The 18,538-nt window shown below is 42.4% G+C and carries 19 protein-coding genes and 1 tRNA gene; 14 read left to right on the forward strand and 6 right to left on the reverse strand.

Going from position 1 to position 18,538, the window contains the following annotated elements; translation table 11 throughout:
* Positions 1 to 27: 27 nt before the first annotated feature.
* From H6F74_RS21965 to H6F74_RS21995, 7 genes are all read left to right on the forward strand, one after another.
* The gene (locus H6F74_RS21965) at positions 28 to 1,365 is read left to right on the forward strand and encodes a flippase (RefSeq protein ID WP_190444280.1); all 1,338 of its coding nucleotides are present in this window, start codon (positions 28 to 30) and stop codon (positions 1,363 to 1,365) included.
* Positions 1,362 to 2,561, forward strand: coding sequence for a hypothetical protein (locus tag H6F74_RS21970; RefSeq protein WP_190444281.1), 1,200 nt, complete (start codon positions 1,362 to 1,364; stop codon positions 2,559 to 2,561). Before H6F74_RS21965 ends, H6F74_RS21970 begins: the two co-directional genes overlap by 4 nt.
* Positions 2,558 to 3,466 carry a glycosyltransferase family 2 protein gene (locus tag H6F74_RS21975; protein ID WP_190444282.1) on the forward strand — a complete coding sequence of 303 codons (909 nt, stop codon included), beginning with the start codon at positions 2,558 to 2,560 and terminating at the stop codon, positions 3,464 to 3,466. The genes H6F74_RS21970 and H6F74_RS21975 overlap by 4 nt, the downstream gene beginning before the upstream one ends.
* A 20-nt stretch (positions 3,467 to 3,486) precedes the next feature.
* Positions 3,487 to 4,227 carry an acyltransferase gene (locus H6F74_RS21980; RefSeq protein WP_190444283.1) on the forward strand — a complete coding sequence of 247 codons (741 nt, stop codon included), beginning with the start codon at positions 3,487 to 3,489 and terminating at the stop codon, positions 4,225 to 4,227.
* A 10-nt stretch (positions 4,228 to 4,237) separates the two neighbouring features.
* Positions 4,238 to 5,161, forward strand: coding sequence for an NAD-dependent epimerase/dehydratase family protein (locus H6F74_RS21985; RefSeq protein ID WP_190444284.1), 924 nt, complete (start codon positions 4,238 to 4,240; stop codon positions 5,159 to 5,161).
* Complete coding sequence (locus tag H6F74_RS21990; RefSeq protein ID WP_190444285.1) at positions 5,155 to 6,318, forward strand: glycosyltransferase family 1 protein; 1,164 nt, start codon at positions 5,155 to 5,157, stop codon at positions 6,316 to 6,318. Before H6F74_RS21985 ends, H6F74_RS21990 begins: the two co-directional genes overlap by 7 nt.
* Before the next feature lie 124 nt (positions 6,319 to 6,442).
* Positions 6,443 to 7,903: a hypothetical protein gene (locus H6F74_RS21995; protein WP_190444286.1), complete on the forward strand. Its 1,461-nt coding sequence runs from the start codon at positions 6,443 to 6,445 to the stop codon at positions 7,901 to 7,903.
* Positions 7,904 to 7,941: 38 nt separating this feature from the next.
* Here the strand turns inward: H6F74_RS21995 and H6F74_RS22000 are convergent, their stop codons facing one another.
* Positions 7,942 to 8,544 (reverse strand): methyltransferase domain-containing protein, encoded by a 603-nt coding sequence (locus H6F74_RS22000; RefSeq protein WP_190444287.1) that lies wholly within the window; start codon positions 8,542 to 8,544, stop codon positions 7,942 to 7,944.
* 200 nt (positions 8,545 to 8,744) lie between these two features.
* Here H6F74_RS22000 and H6F74_RS22005 point away from each other — a divergent pair, with 200 nt between their 5' ends.
* From H6F74_RS22005 to H6F74_RS22015, 3 genes are all read left to right on the forward strand, one after another.
* Positions 8,745 to 9,614 carry a glycosyltransferase family 2 protein gene (locus H6F74_RS22005; protein ID WP_190444288.1) on the forward strand — a complete coding sequence of 290 codons (870 nt, stop codon included), beginning with the start codon at positions 8,745 to 8,747 and terminating at the stop codon, positions 9,612 to 9,614.
* A gap of 161 nt (positions 9,615 to 9,775) precedes the next feature.
* Complete coding sequence (locus H6F74_RS22010; RefSeq protein ID WP_190444289.1) at positions 9,776 to 10,927, forward strand: glycosyltransferase family 4 protein; 1,152 nt, start codon at positions 9,776 to 9,778, stop codon at positions 10,925 to 10,927.
* Between the two features lie 153 nt (positions 10,928 to 11,080).
* The gene (locus H6F74_RS22015) at positions 11,081 to 12,340 is read left to right on the forward strand and encodes a glycosyltransferase family 4 protein (protein WP_190444290.1); all 1,260 of its coding nucleotides are present in this window, start codon (positions 11,081 to 11,083) and stop codon (positions 12,338 to 12,340) included.
* A 263-nt stretch (positions 12,341 to 12,603) separates the two neighbouring features.
* On the opposite strand, the gene H6F74_RS22020 is transcribed toward H6F74_RS22015, so the two are convergent.
* Entirely contained in the window at positions 12,604 to 12,984 is a 381-nt protein-coding gene (locus H6F74_RS22020) for a DUF4359 domain-containing protein (protein WP_190444291.1), read from the reverse strand.
* Between the two features lie 119 nt (positions 12,985 to 13,103).
* Between H6F74_RS22020 and H6F74_RS22025 the strand changes: the two genes are divergently transcribed.
* Positions 13,104 to 13,176, forward strand: a tRNA-His gene (locus H6F74_RS22025).
* Positions 13,177 to 13,529: 353 nt separating this feature from the next.
* Here the strand turns inward: H6F74_RS22025 and H6F74_RS22030 are convergent.
* Complete coding sequence (locus H6F74_RS22030; protein ID WP_190424631.1) at positions 13,530 to 13,844, reverse strand: YkvA family protein; 315 nt, start codon at positions 13,842 to 13,844, stop codon at positions 13,530 to 13,532.
* Between the two features lie 203 nt (positions 13,845 to 14,047).
* Here H6F74_RS22030 and H6F74_RS22035 point away from each other — a divergent pair, with 203 nt between their 5' ends.
* From H6F74_RS22035 to H6F74_RS22045, 3 genes are all read left to right on the forward strand, one after another.
* On the forward strand, positions 14,048 to 14,737 hold the full coding sequence (locus tag H6F74_RS22035; RefSeq protein ID WP_190444292.1) for a MotA/TolQ/ExbB proton channel family protein: 690 nt from the start codon (positions 14,048 to 14,050) through the stop codon (positions 14,735 to 14,737).
* Positions 14,738 to 14,817: 80 nt separating this feature from the next.
* Positions 14,818 to 15,471, forward strand: a complete 654-nt coding sequence (locus H6F74_RS31145) for a biopolymer transporter ExbD (protein ID WP_190444293.1) — start codon at positions 14,818 to 14,820, stop codon at positions 15,469 to 15,471.
* Positions 15,472 to 15,579: 108 nt separating this feature from the next.
* A complete protein-coding gene (locus H6F74_RS22045) occupies positions 15,580 to 15,936 on the forward strand; it encodes a phage holin family protein (protein WP_190444294.1) in 357 nt (118 codons plus the stop codon).
* Positions 15,937 to 16,057: 121 nt separating this feature from the next.
* On the opposite strand, the gene H6F74_RS22050 is transcribed toward H6F74_RS22045, so the two are convergent.
* The 3 genes from H6F74_RS22050 to murG all read right to left on the reverse strand — a co-directional run bounded on the left by H6F74_RS22050 (position 16,058) and on the right by murG (position 18,397).
* Complete coding sequence (locus H6F74_RS22050; protein ID WP_190444295.1) at positions 16,058 to 16,573, reverse strand: DUF29 family protein; 516 nt, start codon at positions 16,571 to 16,573, stop codon at positions 16,058 to 16,060.
* 168 nt (positions 16,574 to 16,741) lie between these two features.
* Positions 16,742 to 17,098, reverse strand: a complete 357-nt coding sequence (locus H6F74_RS22055; protein ID WP_190444296.1) for an S-layer protein — start codon at positions 17,096 to 17,098, stop codon at positions 16,742 to 16,744.
* A gap of 240 nt (positions 17,099 to 17,338) precedes the next feature.
* Entirely contained in the window at positions 17,339 to 18,397 is a 1,059-nt protein-coding gene (murG, locus tag H6F74_RS22060; RefSeq protein WP_190444297.1) for an undecaprenyldiphospho-muramoylpentapeptide beta-N-acetylglucosaminyltransferase, read from the reverse strand.
* Positions 18,398 to 18,538 lie beyond the last annotated feature (141 nt).

Consider the following 18,538-nt stretch of genomic DNA (forward strand, 5'->3'; position numbering starts at 1 on the left):
TATTCCCTAGAATATTGAAAAATTGTGATGTTAGATAAGCTGACTTTAGTAAGTCAAAAGTTTAGTCCTGGTTTAAGGAAGGTTGTCAGCAACATAGGTTGGCTGTTTGCTGACAAAATCCTCCAGATGGGCTTGAGCCTAATAGTAGGAATTTGGGTTGCTCGCTACCTTGGCCCTGAGCAATTTGGGTTATTTAATTATGCGATCGCATTCGTCGCACTCTTGGGGCCAATTGCCAATCTGGGCTTAGATACCATTGTGGTGCGCGACATTGTGCGTCACCCAGATAGCAAAAATGAGACACTTGGCACTTCCCTAGCACTAAAGCTTTCCGGCGGTGCTGTAACAACTTTGTTGGCTTTTGGCGCAATTTCTCTGCTACAGCCCCAAGATAATTTAACTCATTGGCTGGTAGGAATTATCGCTGCTGGAACAATTTTTCAAGCTTTCGAGACTATCGACCTCTGGTTTCGGTCGCAAGTTCAATCTAAATATACAGTTGTTGTTAAAAATAGCGCTTATATACTTGTTTGCGCTCTCAGAATTGCCTTAATTCAAATGCAGGCACCCCTAATTGCATTTGCCTGGGCGAGGTTTGGAGAACTTGCCTTAGCTGCGGTGGGGTTGGTGATGGTTTATCAAACAAGCGGACAGGATTTAAAAGCGTGGCGCAGCAGTCTCCCGCGTGCTAAAAAATTACTCACAGAAAGTTGGCCTTTGATTGTGTCGGGAATTGCAATTTATGTATATTCCACAATCGATCAGATCATGCTCGGTTCGTTTAACCAAACAGTGCAATTGGGCCTTTACGCCGCCGCAGTTAAGATATCGCAGATATTTGATTTCATCCCATCTATCATGCAAATATCTTTTTTTCCCAAGCTCACTGAAGCCAAGGCTCAAGGAGAGAGCGAATACATCAAAAAATTTCAGGCCTACTTTGATTTAACTTTAATTTTATGGCTAGTGGTAGCAATTCCAGTTTCTCTATTTTCTAATTATGTTGTTCATTTTCTATACGGCGATAATTACGCTGCTTCAGCCACAGTATTATCAATCTATGTGTGGGCGCAGTTTGGCAGTGGCTTCGGAGTTGCCAGAAATGCTTTTATTATGATTGAAGGCAAAGCTCACAACGAACTATATTTAACTTTTACAGGGGCCTCATTGAATATAATTTTAAACTGGTATTTAATTCCTAAGTATGGTGCAATAGGCGCAACTGTAGCAACTTTAATAACTTACTTTGTTGTCGCTGTATTGCTTAATTTCATAATTCCGGATTTAAAGCCAGTCGGTAAGTTTATTCTCCGCTCTTGCAACCTATATAAAGCTGTAAATAGAATTTTAGAGGTAGTGCGATGATTGAAATTAAACCGAACATTCAGCACCCATCTACCTGTCCCCATTGCGAAGCACCGCTTAAGCCTCTAAATATTCTGTGGCAAGGGATGCACGTCTGCGTTGAATCTAAGTGTGTTAGTTGCCATACAAAAATTGTTGAGGACTTAGAGGTTGGTCACGCTGTTAGTTTTCCTTACCAAGTTGATTTAGGAAAACATGAAGTTTATGGTCATGAGTTTTGTAAATATTGGTTAGGAGAAAAGCTGCTCGTATCTCTACAAAATCCTCAAGAGGAGAAAGTAGAAATATCCAAAGAAGTTTTTAAATACCATCAGCGCGTCCTAATTTTAAACTGTATTGATTATCTTTATGGGCATAGTTTCTTAAAACTATTAAATGCCCAAAGACATTTAGATAATTATCCTGATTATGGCTTAATTGTTATTGTACCGAAATTTCTCAGATGGATGGTTCCGGAGGGAGTTGCAGAAATATGGACGGTAAATATATCTTTAAAGCAGGGGCAATGCTACTATCCAAACTTTAACCGATTTGTATCTGAAGAATGCCAACGTTTTGATGATATTTACGTCAGCAAGGCACATTCCCATCCGAGTCATTTTGACATTAGCAAATTTACCAGAGTTCCCCAGTATAACTTTGATAAATATCCGCCTAGAATAACGTTTATCTGGCGTGACGATCGGATATGGTGCAATGCGCTGCTATCAACAAGTCTGAGAAAGCTGAAAATGCTTGATATTGCCCTCAAGCTTCAAAATGCGCGGGTGCAGAAACTATTTTCAAAGATACGCGATCGCGTTCCGAAGGCAAAGTTTGCGATCGCAGGATTGGGTAGAAAAACTCAATTTCCCGACTGGATCGAAGATTTGCGGGTAGACAAGTTTAATGCAGAAACAGAAAGGGAAATATGCCAAATTTATGCCGAAAGCCGTTTGGTAATTGGTGTACATGGCTCGAATATGCTGCTACCTTCTGGCCATGCTGGCATGACGCTTGACTTGATGCCAGAGGATCGGTGGGGAAATTTGGCGCAAGATATTCTCTACCAGGAGGCAGATGCAAGACTAGCTGCTTTTAGATACCGCTACGTTTCGCTTCAGACTCCTTTAGCTGAAATAGCAGCGATCGCTTCTAGCATGATGCTACATTACACCGAATTTAAGCAGAATATGACTGCTGACAAATATTTATGAAAACTCCAGTTGCTTTGTTAATCTTTAAGCGTCCTGAAACTACTGAAAAAGTATTTGAAGCGATTCGTCAGGCAAAACCACCTAAACTTTTAGTAGTTGCTGATGGCCCTCGTGCCGATAAGCCGGGTGAAGCAGAACAGTGTGCTGCGGCTCGTGCAATTATTGACAGGGTAGATTGGGATTGTGAGGTTCTAAAGAATTATTCGGATGTAAACTTAGGCTGTGGGTTACGTCCAGCTACAGGCATCACTTGGGTTTTTGAACAAGTCGAAGAAGCCATAATTTTTGAGGATGATTGTTTACCCCATCCGACCTTTTTCCAGTTCTGCGAAGAGTTGCTCTCAAAGTACCGGGATGACGAAAGGGTGATGGCGATCGCTGGTACAAGTCTTGTAGGAGAATGGCGATCGCCTCTGCAAAGTTATTATTTTTCCCAGTTTGGCGGTAACTGGGGCTGGGCATCGTGGCGGAGAGCCTGGAAATTTTTTGATTACAATATTAAGCTATTTCCGCAACTTTTAGAGGCTCAGTTCCTAGAAAATTATCTGCGAGAACCAAAGTATTATTTATATTGGAAAAAACTCTTCCAAGAAATATATGAATCTTCAGATAGATCCTGCTGGGATTATCAATGGTTGTTAGCTTGTTGGATGCAAAATGGGTTAAGAATTTGCCCAGAAGTTAACTTAGTTACTAATATCGGGTTTGGAGCCAATGCTACTCATACTTTTACCGATAATCCTTTAGCAAACGTGCAGACACAAGAAATAAATCTACCCTTAAAACATCCTCAATTCATGATTCAGGATTTCCAAGCAGATCATCTTATTCAAGAAAAATTCTTTAATGTAGGCTTTATGTCTAAATTAAAGAAAAAAATATTACAAACAATCAAAATTAAGTAGTAAAACAAACCTTAAAATGTATGAAGAACATAAAAAGCTTCATAGTATCAAAACTCTCAGATTCCCAAATAGACAGACTCAAATGGTTGGGGGGTAACTTTAAAGCTTATTTCGCAAAAAGGCGGAATGTTGGCAAAAACACTTATATTGAACCATCTGTTCATGTACTAGGTTGGGGAAACGTAAAAATTGGTGAAAATTCTGTCATCGGACAGGATACAACAATTGTGATTAACAAACGGGAACCAGGAAAGGTTTCTGTCATCATAGGCGATAACTGTTTTATTGGACGGAGAAACTTTCTAACTGCGGGAGGTCTGATTAAAATTGGTGACTACGCCATGATTAGTAATGACTGTCGAATTTTGGGAAGCGGGCATCTTTTTGATACTCCTTTTATGCCCTATATCGCTACTGGAACTACCTGCGATGACGTAATAGAGTTAGGAGCCAATTGTTGGTTAGGAGCAAATACTACTCTCTTAAAAGGTGTAAAGGTGGGATATGGTTCGATTATTGGAGCTGGAAGTGTTGTAAACTGCGATATTCCTCCGTGCAGTGTAGTTGTAGGAAATCCTTCTAGAATCGTCAAAAGATTTGATATGCAGTCTCAAACTTGGGTAAAAGCTAAAGATTATCCCGAAGATAGCGATAAATATCTTCCCAGTGAGGCGGAGTATTTAGAAATTCTCAAGAAGAAATGTCCCACTACAAGAATGCCAATAATTGCTGTTAGTAAAACTTTAGGCGATCTTGAGTAATATACTGCTTATGAAAACTGTTTTAATTACAGGTGTAACAGGATTTATCGGGCGATATGTTGCTCGTCAATTTGCCGAAACTGGTTGGAGCGTTGTTGGGATAGGAAACCGTCCTCCTGAGAATGCACCCAGGCAAGATTTGTTTCGCTATCAACAAATAAGTTTGCCTTCTGCTGATTTAGCAAACATTATTCAAGAGTTGCAACCAGAAATTTGTATTCACTGTGCTGGACGAGCGTCAGTTGAACTTTCAATTACAGATCCATCGGCAGATTTTAGTAACAGCGTTTCTGTTACTTTCAACCTACTTGATAGCTTGCGTCTTTACGCTCCAAAATGCCGTTTAATCTATCTTTCTAGTGCTGCTGTCTACGGAAATCCCGAAATATTACCAATTCAGGAAAGCCAAAGCCTGAAGCCAATTTCACCTTATGGTTTTCATAAGATGATGTCCGAGCAGCTTTGTACAGAATTTTTCAAAGTTTATAACTTACCTACTGCGATAGTACGTATTTTTTCAGGCTATGGCCCGGGATTAAGGCGGCAAGTTCTTTGGGATATGTGTCAGAAAGCTTTGACACAATCTGCACTGAAATTAAGGGGAACCGGAAACGAAAGCCGCGATTTTATTCATGGGAGAGATGTAGCAAGAGCAATTCACATTTTGGCTGAAAAAGCTGATTGTGAAGCTGAGGTTTATAACCTAGCTAATGGTGTCGAAACAACGATTAAAGAACTAGCCGAGTTAATGTTAGCGAAACTTGGGGAATATGTTCCAGTTGAATTTGATAATGTTACTCCGGTGGGAACGCCGATAAATTGGCAAGCAGATATGAGCAAGCTTACCAAACTTGGATTTACCCCTGAAGTAACTATAGAAAGGGGTGTAAATGTGTACGTTCAATGGTGTCGCGCTGAGATTTTAGGATGGTGAAAAATATACATATTTGCCTCAACATGGTGGGTGGCTCTGGTTGGCTGGGGGGAGTGCTATATATTCAGAATTTAGCGCGTGCGATCGCAACTTTACCCCCTGAAGAAAAAGCTAATCTCAAACTAACCGTAGCCGTTCACGATAAAGACCTAAATTTGATAGAACCTGCACGCGGTTATGTTAACCATATTTATGCTACTTCTAAGTTGCAGCGTGCCTATCTCAAAGCTTGTAATGTTTTAGCTGAAAAGGTTTCTTTTATTCCTCTGAATCTGCTAAATCCTCAAAAAATTGACTTTCTCTACCCCGCCATAGCTGGAACCCGCACACCTTATCAATGGGGAGGTTGGATTCCTGATTTTCAACACTATCACTTACCCAACCTTTTCTCGCCAGAAGAAATCGAGCAACGCAACAAAGATCATCAACAAATTGCGAGTGCGGCTCCGGTTATTGTACTAAGTAGTCAGATGGCGCAGCAAGATTTTAAACATCTCTATCCTGATGCTGCTTCTCGAAGCGTTGTGATGAATTTTGTAAGTTGTCCCGAACCCGAATGGTTTGAGTTAGATCCCAAAACAACTCAAAAAAAATATCAACTTCCAGATAAGTTCTTCTTAGTCAGCAATCAATTCTGGAAACATAAAGATCATGCTGTGGTAATTGAAGCGTTAGGGTTGCTGAAAAAACAGGGTATTACGCCTACAGTTGTCTGTACGGGAAGTGCTACCGACTACCGCAATCCTGATTATTACAATCAGCTATTGGCGAGAATTAAAGATTTAGGGATAGGGGAGCAAGTGCGCCTTTTGGGATTGATTCCTCGCGTAGATCAAATTCAGCTAATGAGAAGATGTTTAGCGGTAATTCAACCTTCCTTATTTGAGGGGTGGAGTACGGTTGTAGAGGATGCACGTTCTCTTGGTAAACCTATGTTACTCTCGGATTTTCCAGTTCACTTGGAGCAAAACCCCCCAGGTTCTCACTTTTTTGAGCGAAGTAATGCTGAACATTTGGCAACACTCATTGATAAAGCTTTTACTACTTTAACGCCAGGGCCAGATGTAGAGAAGGAAAGTTTAGCCAAACAGGATAATGTTGAGAAAATAAAAGGGTATGGTAGGCGGTTTTTAAAAATAGTGCGTGGGGTTGTATAACCGGATTGGTTTGTTTACTTTTTCAAAATTGGCAGGAAAACGAACCACTCTAAGTACAGATTATGCAGAGAAAAAGCTGCCTACATTCTGATTTTTATAATGTAATTATTAGGAGATTGGGAAAATGCTAAAGCGCTCAGAAAAATACATACATTATGTGTTATTTGATTCCCTGAAGGATAAAAGCATTATTCCTCCAGTGATTTTTTGGATAGCAGTAGTTACGCTATATGCAGTAGCGAATGCTCCGAGAAATAGGATACTTATAGCTGTTGAAGCTATTTTAAACCGTCTCCCCCAAGATTGGGTTTTTACAAATGTCCAAGCAATCTTGAGCCGGTTCAATCCTGGGGTGATTTCTCCAGAGATTTTAGCCAAAACTGCACCGCAGCAATTAGCAGAGATTACTACTACTTATGGCATTATCCCTATCAAAGGGATGCTGTTTTTTATAGCCACTTTAGTAGTTGCTATGCCAATTTTAATGTCGATTATAAAGTCGCGTTTTTTCCTGTTTAATGCTGGATTTAAAAGGAGAGCGATCGCATCCTTAAGCATCTTCCTAATTTTATCCTTACTTATCCTTCCTTTCAGATATCCTTTAGGCACAGCAGTAATGGGTTTAGAGTATGCTATCAGGAGTTTGGAGCCTTTTAGTCAAAACGCAGACTGGTATTATAGACGGCTGCTCATGCTGGCGATCGCTAACTTTATTCACATGAGCGGCCCTTTGCTATATTATATTTTTTCGCTGCTTTGTACTTACGTTTTAATATTCTTATCATTAACATTTATAGAATCCAAAATATTAAACATAGACAATAAATATCCAAATTACAAAAGACAATTTTTATATTACGTATCGATAGCAACCAGCAGTTACGTGATGTTTAATTATCAATTTCCTGGTTATGTAGATCAGCTATTTTTTATCCTGATATTGCTTCCTGCTTGCATACCAATGAGTCGTCAAGGAAGATTGGGAACACTTGCTCTTGCCTTAGCAACGCATGAAGCTAGTGCCTTTGTCTTTATCCCAATTGTTATCTTTTGTTTCCCCAGACGAGAAGTATTAACAGCTTTATCTTTAGTCCCAATTTACTGTTTTATTTGGTTTGCGGGTAGTGGATTTTCTCTGGATAGTCCAGTTAAGGCACACTTGATACTGGAGAATAAGACAGCTTTGCAGTATTTGGCAGAAAATCCACTGATGGGATTAGCCGGATTCTTCTTCTCCTATAAACTACTTTGGGTTATTACTTTGTATATTCTCTGGATACTTTGGCGACAGGGCGAGACACTTTTGGTAGCTGCCATAGCAAGTATTATTGCATTTCCCATATCTACAATGTTTTTGATTGTAGATACCAGCAGAAACGTCGGTTATGGCTTCTTTGGAATGCTGATTGCATTGGCTATCCTGCTAGGAGAGGAAAAAAAGTTTCCGGGATTCAAAATGTTGTTTTATATTGCTTTAGCTAATCTTATTTTGCCGTCCTATTATGTAGGTTTAAATACAGGTTTTCAAAGTTATACAGGTCTTTATCATCTTATGCCTCTTTTTCCATCTACTTATGTTCCATAGCGCTAGAGACACGGCACCGCCGTGTCTCTACTGAATCTTTACTTAACACATTCCATAAACAAAGATTCTGGGCGTTCTTCTTTTTCAGCAATACCTGAAATTTTACTTTCTCGATACTCACGTCTAACAACTTCCCGAAAACCTGCTTCTTGGAGAATCTTCCGCAATGAATTTTCGTTATAGTGCCAGTGATGGCGATTTTTCTCTAGTGTCTGTGTCGCCTCTAAAAACTCCGTTAAAAAGACTTCTGGACAGTTAGAATCGTAACTCTTAATTAATTGATCGAGGTCGGGAACGGCAATCCGAAATATTCCACCCGGCTTGAGAACGCGATAGACTTCCGAAATGCAATTTAGCGCTCCATCAAGATACAAATGCTCAAGTACGTGCGAGGTATAGGCAGCATCCACGCTGTTATCAGCCCAAGGAAACTTCTTGGTTAGATCGAGATAAGTTAACTGTCGAAAAATGCCTTTTTTATGCTCGTCGTAACGCTCTTTATCTAACTTTCTCAAGCTAAACATCACATCTGCCAAAAAGGGTATTTTTGTAACAAAAATGTGAGGGGTAATATCGGTATTGATCCAGCCTGGAAAAATGCGATCAAAAGAGCCTAAATTTAATTTCATTGTTGTACTCATGGTTCAATTCTGCATAAAGTGTATATACTAAGTTTAGTGTTTTTTAGATAGCTTAATGAAAAGGTTCATTAAAGATTTATATTTTTTTTATTTCAGAAAAATTTTCAAGGTATCAGTTTAGTTATAAAATAAATATAAGAAAAAAATATGCAATCGCTCTCTTACAGCGCTAGTATTAATTTCAACGAGATAAACAAGTAATGGGAACAAGCATAGCAATTCTGATAACTTGCTATAACCGCAAGCCTAAAACTTTGGCAAGTCTAGAGGCACTTTTTAACCAGGTATTGCCAGCTGACGTTGAGCTTTGCGTTTATTTGGTAGATGATGGCAGCACCGACGGCACAGCACAAGCTGTAAGCCATACTTATCCTCAAGTAAAAATAATTCCGGGAGATGGCAATTTATTCTGGAACGGGGGAATGCGGATGGCATTTTCTGAAGCCATCAAGCACAACCATAATTATCATCTTTGGCTTAATGATGACACCCTGATTTATGTCGATGCTTTGAGTAAAATGCTGGCAACATCGCAGCGTTTAGCTGAGCAAGGTTATTCGCCAATAATTGTCACAGGAGCGACTCGCGATCCAGAGACAAATACAGTTTCTTATGGAGGCGTGGAGCGCAATACATGGTGGCATCCCTTCAAGTTTCGCTGGCTAGAACCAGGTGAAGAACCTACGCGCTGCGACACCATGCACGGCAATTGTGTCCTAATTCCTAGAGAAATTTATCAAACAATAGGAAATTTAGATCCTGACTTTAGACATTATGCCGGAGACTTTGATTATGGGTTAAGAGCAAAACAAAAAGGATATACAGTTTGGTTAGCTCCAGGCTACATTGGAACGTGTTCAGGAAACCCTTTGTATGCTAATTGGATGGACTCGAATTTGCCTATCCGCGAACGATGGCAGAAAGCAGAACAACCGAAGAATTTTACCTTCAAAGAACGGCAGTTATTTGCTCAGCGCCATGCAGGTATTTTATGGCCTATTTTTTGGTTGCTACCGTATAGAAAATTACTTTTTTCAAGCTTCGGAAAGCGGCGACAGGAAGGAACATGAAAGTAGCGGCATCCTCGGATGGTGTGGCTATAAAGACCGCGCAGACGGTCTTTATAGCCTGCTAAGCTACGGCTTAGTTTATTTGCAGTTGACTTTAGTCGTAAGGCATTTTTACAAAGATGAGACACATTGGTATAAAAGTTGAGAATAAGGAATTAAATATGGATAATCTCCGCATCGCAATAGTAGTCCCATCAGTTGAATTTGGCTCTTATTGGCGGCCAGTTTTGTACGAACTCACGAAAATATGTAAAAATACAATTTTTTATACTGGTTGCCTTTGGCCTAAATTTGATCCGGAAGCTCCGGGATCTTCTGCGGTTAAACTTGTAGGAAAATTTAAGTTTGTAGAAGCAACTCAAGTATCAAGTGGCTATGGTCGCGGCTTCATGGTGGCTTCACCAAAGATTGTAAATGAGTTACTTAAATTTAAGCCTCATGTAGTTTTTGCCAGTGCTTTCTCTATTTGGACTGTATTGGCTCTACTTTTCAAACCTTTGGGAGGTTGGAAAGTTGTAATTATTTACGATGGCAGTTCACCCAATACTAACTTTCAAGATTCTAAATTTCGTTCCTTCGCTCGTCGGTTAATGGTTCGGTTTACAGATGCTTTTATTGCTAACAGCCATGACGGCAAGAAATATCTTCAAGAAGCGATTGGAGCCGATGAAAATATAATTTTTACTAAAACTTATTTGGTGCCAGATACGCAAGCTTTGCGGGAACGGCTTGAAGCTGCTAAGCAAAGTGAGTTACAGTTAAAACGTCCGGTTTTTCTATTTGTCGGACAAGTAATTTCTAGGAAAGGGATAAAATCCCTGTTAGAGGCGTGTTCGCTTCTGCAAAGTCAGGGATACTCTAATTATTCGCTGCTGATTATTGGGGATGGAGCGCAACGAGAGGAACTGGAAGTTTTTGTTAAAAATAGGGGTTTAGCAGAGCGCGTAACCTGGACGGGATGGGTTGAATACGGACAGCTTGGAGCATACTTTCAGTATGCAGATGTTTTCGTATTTCCTACCTATGAAGATGTCTGGGGTATGGTGGTGCTTGAGGCGATGGTGTTTGGCAAACCTGTTTTGTGTTCTAAGGGTGCAGGCGCTTACGAAATGATTGTGGAAGGGGAAAATGGTTATCTATTCGATCCTCTGAAACCGGACGAAATTACTGAAGGTATGCGCCGTTTTATAGATAATCCAGATTTAACTGCCTCAATGGGTAAAAAATCGCAGCAGATGATAGCACAATATACTCCAGAGGCGGCAGCAAAAGAAATGGCAGAAGTGGCAATAAATGTAATAGAAAAAAAATGATTGGCTGGGGCCGCCATTGAATGAGGCGGAGCCTCTATAATTTCGTTCCCAGGCTCAGCATGGAAACGAAATTATAGGGGAAATGAGTATTTTAGAAAAATAAATGGGAACTATATAAATAGAAAGTTGCTAATATCAAGAGATGAAAAACCTATGAAAATCCTTTTGTCCGCTTATGCTTGTGAGCCTGGTTGTGGCTCTGAGGAAGGAGTAGGTTGGAATACGGTGCGACACGTAGCAAATGATCACAAAGTTTGGGTGTTGACTCGTATTGGTTTTCGTCGAGCTATTGAGGCAGAATTAGAACGCAACCCGGTGCAAAATTTGCATTTTGTTTACTTCGACCCCTTCAACTGGACTGAGGATTGGCGAAATAAGCAAGGGTTGGTGCAACTTCACTACTACCTTTGGCAAATTCAAGCTTATTTTTTGGCAAGACGACTGCATCAAGAGATTTGCTTTGACATAGTGCGTCACGTTACTTATGTTAAGCACTGGTCGCCGAGTTTCTTAGCGTTGCTTCCAGTACCTTTTATTTGGGGGCCTGTGGGAGGCGCGGAAGCTGCACCAAAGGCTTTCTGGAAAGATTTTAGTCGGCGTGGCCAGGTTTATGAAGTGCTGCGAAATTTAGCTCAATCTGTGGGTGAGTGCGATCCGTTTGTGCGGCTGACGGCTCTTCGGAGTAGGGTGGGTTTAGCAACTACGCATGAGACTGCGGAACGGTTGCGATCGCTTGGGGTAAAAAATGTCCAAATCGCTTCGCAAGTGGGTTTGTCTAAAGAAGAAATTAATACTTTGGCACAATATGACCTACCTGATGGTAGTCCAGTACGGTTTATTAGTGTTGGTCGCCTGATACATTGGAAAGGCGTAGATTTGGGAATTCGCGCTTTTGCGATCGCTCTCAACCACATCCCCGAAGCCGAATACTGGATAGTCGGAGATGGAGGGGAACGGCAACGATTAGAAGCATTAGCGCACTCGCTGGGAATTGGGGATAAAATCCGCTTCTGGGGAGCTTTGCCGCGCCAAGAAACACTGTCTAAAATTGGGCAGAGTCACGTTCTCGTTCACTCCAGCTTACACGAATCTGGGGGTTTTGTATGTGCGGAAATGATGGCGGCAGGTCGTCCAGTAATTTGCTTAAATTTGGGAGGGCCAGCGGTACAAGTGACTGAGGAAACTGGGATTAAAGTTGCTGCTGAAAATCCCGAACAGACAGTAAGCGATTTAGCTAAGGCGATGATTCGTTTAGCTGAACCACAAGTTAGAATTCGCATGGGACAAGCGGGACGAAAGCGAGTGCAGGAAGTATTTGATTGGGAACTCAAGGAAACACTTTTACTTAATTTGTATGAAAAAATTCTGCCTCAGCCAGCTGTTGTAAATTCTGTTCAAAATGACCGAAAATAATGGGATGCAAGCCCCGTCCTTCTAGGACGGGTTTTTATTGTCTTGTTCTTGGAGTAGAGCATCAATGAAGTCCCTCAGCTGACGGTCTGTCACCCCGTCAGCTGAGAATCGGTTATGGGAAGTTCCGCTTCACATAAGGCATTCACCTTATTAGCCTGTGACTAATAACGAGGACAAAGTCAGTCTTTTTCTTCGCGCCCTCCTCTTTGACCATCTGGGGGAGGGGTGACGCGGTGTGGCTGAAAAAGGAAGTAGCGATCGCTTTATTGTTTTTGGGCTTGGTAGATATAAATATTCTTAAAAACTCCCACCGACTCAAAATGATAAGACGGCAAAAACGAACTCACCGATAAATCCGTGCGGTAAATACTAAAGAAAATAAAATTATGCCTTTCTGTAGTTTCAGCAATAAGTTGCTTAACTTGCGGACTTCCAGTTTCTACCAGTAAATTACATTGACGCTTCAAAAAGCCACCGAAATCTTCTGACGCTTTTGCACAAACATTGTCTTTTAAATACACCGTCAGCTGCTGTAAGGCAAACTCTTCATACTCAGCCTGGCTTGGATTAGTCATAGCCATTGCCACGCCTAGCCCAGCTAGGACGACTGTCCCAATTGTTTGAACAACCTGCAAACCCTTCATGGTACGCCTACGACTTATCTTTATGGTTAAGACTACGCCTGCTGGCTCCTGAGTTCCGGGGTAATTTTTGGCTCAGTGGATCAAACCGGAAAATTATGCTATAGTTAGAAACTGGAATGGCGAGCGTAGCCAAGTGGTTAAGGCAGTGGATTGTGGTTCCACCATTCGTGGGTTCAAGTCCCATCGTTCGCCCTCATCTTAACACCACACAAAAAGACCCCTCGGCTGTGGCCGAGGGGTTTTTTAATATTTGGTTGTCAAGTCTAAGCTACTGGCATACTACCCTCCTTCCCAGGGAGGCAAAGGGGGGTGGTTGCATTTATTAAAAGAAAATTCTGTAACGTTGATTTCGGTTGGCGGTAGGGGCATGGCATTGCCATGCCCCTACAAAATGTCACAATTTTCGATATTTTCTTCGATCCTATGAAACCACCCTGCCTTCCCAAGGGAGGCAAAGGGGGATCTCAGTTTATGTAGCTCACGTGTACAATCCCCCCAACCCCCTTTTCCCAGGGAGCCTAAGAAAAACTTGTCAAGTACGTAATCTACTTGATGGGAACAGCCTTAACATCAACGGTGTCTGAAGAAGCTGTTGAAGCTTGGTTAGCAGCATCAGCTTCGCTAACTGTTTCCTCGTTACGAGACTTGAGACGCTGCGACAGCATCTGGGATATCTCAGAAACCAGCAGTGTCAAAAGCAAGGCATCGTCAATCTGTCCCACAACAGGAATAAAATCCGGAGCAATGTCAATCGGGCTGAACAGATAGGCCACTGTCCCCAGAATCAACCACCAGCGATACTTGGGATTACGAATTGTGTTGCGATACCAGTTGTAAAGTGATTGGATTGAAAAATTCATTCTTTAACCCTCGATCTATTTTTATTATTGACAAATCTACCAGCAGTATGCAGGTGTGGATATCCCCCCGAAGTTTGACGCTTATGATGCGACAACAGCAGAAGAAGGTATCTCTTATGAATGACAATGCTTAACTAGAATTGGAATGGCTTTAACAGAACAAAGAAAACCTAAGCCGGGGAGTGAGGAGGAAAGAATCCACTGTGACATTTCAAGAACTGATTGAAAAGGGCGGACCGGTGATGTGGCCCCTGCTGGCTTTATCGCTGCTATCTCTGGGAACAATTTTGGAGCGCCTGTGGTTTTGGGCGAGAATCTTAAACAAGGAAAGAGAGATTGTAGATCGCATACTGGAGGCGGCGAGCCGCAACTGGGACGTTGCCGCAGAGATTGCCGGACAGGCGAGAAGACAACCTATTGGGCGCTTTTTGTATGCTCCCTTGCGGCTGGCTAACCCCGATCCAGAGGTGTTTAAGCTGGCCCTGGAGTCATCCGCGGACGAGGAATTGGCTGCGATGCGCCAAGGCGACAAACTCTTAGAAGCTGTAATTGCCCTCGGGCCTCTACTAGGTTTGCTGGGTACAGTTTTGGGATTGATCCGCTCCCTGAGTGGTATTCGTTTGGGCGATTTGGGAACGTCTTCGACTGCTGGAGTAACTTTGGGAATTAGTGAATCTCTCATCAGTACGGCGGCTGGAATGGTGGTCGCAATTACTAGTCTGGTCTTCTATCGGCTGTTTCAAGCTTTTTTGTTTAATCAAATCAAAATTTTCCGCAAAGCCGGGAATGACTTGGAGTTACTTTACAGGCAGGAATGGCCGAAATTTGGCATTAACCGTCATAGTAATGCCATCAAACCGAAAATCGACAGTTCTGAGCCTAGCGATCGCTAAAATTAGTCCTTAGTCAATGGCTAATGGATTTTTAACAATTAGCGATACTTCAATTAGCAATTCTCCTCTTTTTTCCAACAATGAAAGTAAATTTGGATACTCCGTCTGACGAAGTGCGGATTGAGATTATTCCTCTGATAGATGTGATATTTTGTATCCTGACGTTTTTTCTGTTAGCTGGTTTGCAGCTAACTCGTCAGCAAGCTATCAGTGTGGATTTGCCTAAAGCTAGTAGCGGCACTCCGCAGATGCGAGAGATGTTGATGGTAAGTTTGGATGATGTGGGTCAAGTTTATATCGAACAACAGCCGATCGGCTCAAAAGATCAGCTATCTGTGGCACTAAAGAATTATCGCTCGACAAATCCCAATGGTTTGATGGTGCTGTATGCGTCACGGACTGCGAGTTACAACGATGTGATTCAGGTGTTGGATTTGCTACGCGAGGTGGGAGGCGATCGCGTGTCTTTAGCAACTTTACCCGGTTCCGGTGACGGGACTTCTGGCTCTAATACGCAGGTTCCTGTTGCTCCGGGAGTTACACCTTACTCCGGTACTGCTCCCATCCAACCGTATAATCCCTACGCTGCACCAGCTCCCACCTACCCTTACAATCCTGGTCAGCCGCAATTGCCTGTACCCGGACAACCAGGTGTTAATCCTACTGCACCCGCTGTCCCAGTCCCTGGTGCTACCATTGCTCCGCCAAAGGCTGATTCAGTTCCCAAGAGGTAGAGTTGATTCTGCCAATTTATAGAGGTAGAGGCGCGATCTTTAACTTACGGTAGTAATTATAAAGATAATTTTTCACGCCTCTACTTCTAGAAAGGGAGTAATAAAAATATGGATTTTATTGATCTTTTGATTGCATGGCTGGTATCAGCTTCTAGCTTACTGATTATTTCCCAAATACCTGTAGGTGTAGAAATTGATAGCACCCCGAAAGCATTTGTTTCAGCAGCCGTGCTGGGAATTGTTGCTGCTATAGTTAGACCAATTATGGGACTTGTGTTTGCAATTCCCAACTTTTTGACGTTTAACTTGCTGTCAGGGCTTTTCACGTTTATTGTTACGGTTGCAACTTTCATGATCGCAGCGTCTCTGGTACATGGATTCCGCTTGCGTTTGGGGATTTGGAGTGCGGTAATCGGTGCGATCGCGCTTTCTTTCGTCAGCAACCTGATCTACAACTTTATCTAGACGTAGTTGAAAATATAACCCTATAATTGAACCGCCTGGATGTGAAAGATTCAGGCGGTTTGCGTGTAAATATATAAGATACGATATCTTAGCGATCGATTATCATCATCAAACCTCAATTTCACACTTCTAAATTCCAATCTTCCCCACCTGGTAATTGACTGAATTCCTCCGATATGACATCACCTAACGCTTTTTCTGCATGAGAATAAGTTAAATTTAGGAGTTTATTGGCTATATTTATAATTTGTGTTTTGTCTACTATTTTAATTAATTGAGCTGGCTTATATGCTCCATTAGCAACTTCCACACTAGCTGCAAAAACTGCATCATCAAAAGCAGTTTCCAGGTAAGAGTCCCATTCCTCTTGCTTAATATAGTAAGATGTTTTGTTTTCCTTGAGATTCAGGTCTTGAATTTCACGAATCGAATCTCGAATGGAAGCAGCCCAAGAATTAGTTAAACGCTGCTCAACTTGGTTCTTTATCAAGTGAATCAGCATTCTAATGAGAAAGTTTTTGATAGCTCGCAAAGTTGCTTTTTTACTCATCCCGTCCAATTCATCTAATAGGGATAAAGCATCGTCATAGCGACCTTCAAGAATATAATTTCTTAAATCTGTGAGTTCTTGAGTCATGGTTAGTTGACCTCACTTGTGCATAGAACAATTATATTGTAGGGCGGGAAATGCGTTAGTTAGAACCCTCCAGGCTTCAGCCTGGGGCTATACAAACAAAGCCTATCTGCACGGGCTAGAATAAGCCTGTCTACGCACGCTTTGTTTGCATAGCCGCGACTTTAGTCGTTAGGCTTCAATTTGGGGAACTTCTCCTCTAGTTTCAGTTGGGTTGCTGCTTCTAGGAACTTGTTGTTCCAGAAATGGTTTAACTTTGGCGGGTGGAATTGACCCTCTATAAGCGCCACAATAATACATACTGAGAACCGCTTTATATGCCCAGTCTGAGGGTGACACATCCCTATAAGGGTTTGGCAAAGTATCCGCAGCATCTCTAGAACAAGCTTCCAAAACTTGATCTGAAGTTGGTGGCGTTTGAGAAGAGGGCGTTGTTGAGTTGAAAGGTTCGGTATTTTGAGCTTTGAGTGGAGCCAAAAAGCCAAATGTAGCTAATAGGGTAGCTGTGGCAAAAAGTGTGAGTTTCATGGCTTACCAATAACAACTGTAAGGACAACTTTTGAGAAAGTTGCTCCTACTCAAAACTAACAATTCTGCACAAAACACTTGCTCTGCCAAGGTGTAGATGCACCCCAATTTTCCTGTTGAGCGCCCGCTACTGTTCGCTTAGTCGTAATTGGAGATCCTCGAACCCCTTAAAAACTTACAGCAATGCCACCAATGACTTTAATGGTGGGCAATGCCCACCATTCTCTTAGTCTCTAGTCCCTACAGGGTCTGACGTACTAAATCGGCTAAACGCTCGGCACTATCAGGAAATCCCAACTTGGCAGCTTTTTGTGCCATTTGTTGCAACAAATCGGGTGAATGCAATAAATTCAACACTTTACTTTCTAGTAACTGGGGTGTCAGTTCTGCCTGACGAAATACCAAACCAGCACCCGCTGAGTCAAAGATTGCCGCGTTGTAGACTTGGTGATCTTCGGCGGCGTAGGGGTAGGGAATGAGAATAGCGGGTGTATGAGTTACAGCCAGTTCCGTGAGTGTGCCAGCACCAGCGCGGCTAATTGCCAGGTTAGTCCGTTGCAAGAGTGCTGCCATGTTGTCATAGAAAGGCATGGCAAAATATTGAGGGTGCTGGAGACTTTGGGCATCTGGGTCATTATCGCCCGTCAGATGGACGATCCAGGCACCTGCATCCAACCAAGCGATCGCACACTGGCGCACTAATTGATTGACGGCGACAGCGCCTTGTGAGCCGCCGACAACGGCAATTAAAGGCACGTTTTCCGGAATTGGCAGATCCAGCTTTTGCTGGGTGCGGAACTGGGCGCGAACCGGAGTGCCTGTGTATGCTGTTCCGGTGCGAGGTAGATAATGCGCTCCGTATTCAAATCCTAAAGCGACGCTAGTACACCATCCACTCAGCCAGCGAGTTACTTTGCCGGGGAGGGCGTTGGATTCGTGGAGGATAACTGGCACTCCAAGCGATCGCGCAGCTATAATCGCTGGTGCGGCAATATAACCGCCAGTGCTGAATACGCCTTGAAAATTCTTTTCTTTAATTATCTGTCGCACCTCGCGGATGGAACTGCTAAGGCGCAGCAAAATTCCTAGTGTCCCTAATCCAAAGCGTTCTTGAAAGCCTTCTATAGCTATGGTATTGAGGGGATATTGAGCGGGAACCAACTGGTTTTCCAGGCGGTTAGGGACACCAAGCCACTCAATTTGGTAGTCTGGCAGTTGTTCGGCTAGAGCAAGTGCGGGAAATAGATGCCCCCCAGTACCACTCGCGGCTATTAGCAATTTTTTCAGTTCATTTGCCAAAGTTTCTTTCTCCTACTGGCTGTCCTGGCGCGGATAAGATCAAAAATTAGTTGTAAGTTAGCTTTGGAGAGTAGCCAGGATTTCTACTCCCTGCACGTTGCTCAATATCCGTTTCCTTTATCCAACTATTCAAACACGTCC

Origin of the sequence: Trichocoleus sp. FACHB-90, from assembly GCF_014695505.1 — a bacterium.
In the GTDB taxonomy this organism is placed as follows: Bacteria; Cyanobacteriota; Cyanobacteriia; order Cyanobacteriales; family FACHB-T130; genus Funiculus; species Funiculus sociatus.

What these genes read in the sequence shown, in the direction of transcription:
- H6F74_RS21965 (WP_190444280.1), top strand. Translation starts at nt 28, where the DNA reads ATGTTAGATAAGCTGACTTTAGTAAGTCAAAAGTTTAGTCCTGGTTTA.
- H6F74_RS21970 (WP_190444281.1), top strand. Translation starts at nt 1,362, where the DNA reads ATGATTGAAATTAAACCGAACATTCAGCACCCATCTACCTGTCCCCAT.
- H6F74_RS21975 (WP_190444282.1), top strand. Translation starts at nt 2,558, where the DNA reads ATGAAAACTCCAGTTGCTTTGTTAATCTTTAAGCGTCCTGAAACTACT.
- H6F74_RS21980 (WP_190444283.1), top strand. Translation starts at nt 3,487, where the DNA reads ATGAAGAACATAAAAAGCTTCATAGTATCAAAACTCTCAGATTCCCAA.
- H6F74_RS21985 (WP_190444284.1), top strand. Translation starts at nt 4,238, where the DNA reads ATGAAAACTGTTTTAATTACAGGTGTAACAGGATTTATCGGGCGATAT.
- H6F74_RS21990 (WP_190444285.1), top strand. Translation starts at nt 5,155, where the DNA reads ATGGTGAAAAATATACATATTTGCCTCAACATGGTGGGTGGCTCTGGT.
- H6F74_RS21995 (WP_190444286.1), top strand. Translation starts at nt 6,443, where the DNA reads ATGCTAAAGCGCTCAGAAAAATACATACATTATGTGTTATTTGATTCC.
- H6F74_RS22000 (WP_190444287.1), bottom strand. Translation starts at nt 8,544, where the DNA reads ATGAGTACAACAATGAAATTAAATTTAGGCTCTTTTGATCGCATTTTT.
- H6F74_RS22005 (WP_190444288.1), top strand. Translation starts at nt 8,745, where the DNA reads ATGGGAACAAGCATAGCAATTCTGATAACTTGCTATAACCGCAAGCCT.
- H6F74_RS22010 (WP_190444289.1), top strand. Translation starts at nt 9,776, where the DNA reads ATGGATAATCTCCGCATCGCAATAGTAGTCCCATCAGTTGAATTTGGC.
- H6F74_RS22015 (WP_190444290.1), top strand. Translation starts at nt 11,081, where the DNA reads ATGAAAATCCTTTTGTCCGCTTATGCTTGTGAGCCTGGTTGTGGCTCT.
- H6F74_RS22020 (WP_190444291.1), bottom strand. Translation starts at nt 12,984, where the DNA reads ATGAAGGGTTTGCAGGTTGTTCAAACAATTGGGACAGTCGTCCTAGCT.
- H6F74_RS22030 (WP_190424631.1), bottom strand. Translation starts at nt 13,844, where the DNA reads ATGAATTTTTCAATCCAATCACTTTACAACTGGTATCGCAACACAATT.
- H6F74_RS31145 (WP_190444293.1), top strand. Translation starts at nt 14,818, where the DNA reads ATGAAAGTAAATTTGGATACTCCGTCTGACGAAGTGCGGATTGAGATT.
- H6F74_RS22045 (WP_190444294.1), top strand. Translation starts at nt 15,580, where the DNA reads ATGGATTTTATTGATCTTTTGATTGCATGGCTGGTATCAGCTTCTAGC.
- H6F74_RS22050 (WP_190444295.1), bottom strand. Translation starts at nt 16,573, where the DNA reads ATGACTCAAGAACTCACAGATTTAAGAAATTATATTCTTGAAGGTCGC.
- H6F74_RS22055 (WP_190444296.1), bottom strand. Translation starts at nt 17,098, where the DNA reads ATGAAACTCACACTTTTTGCCACAGCTACCCTATTAGCTACATTTGGC.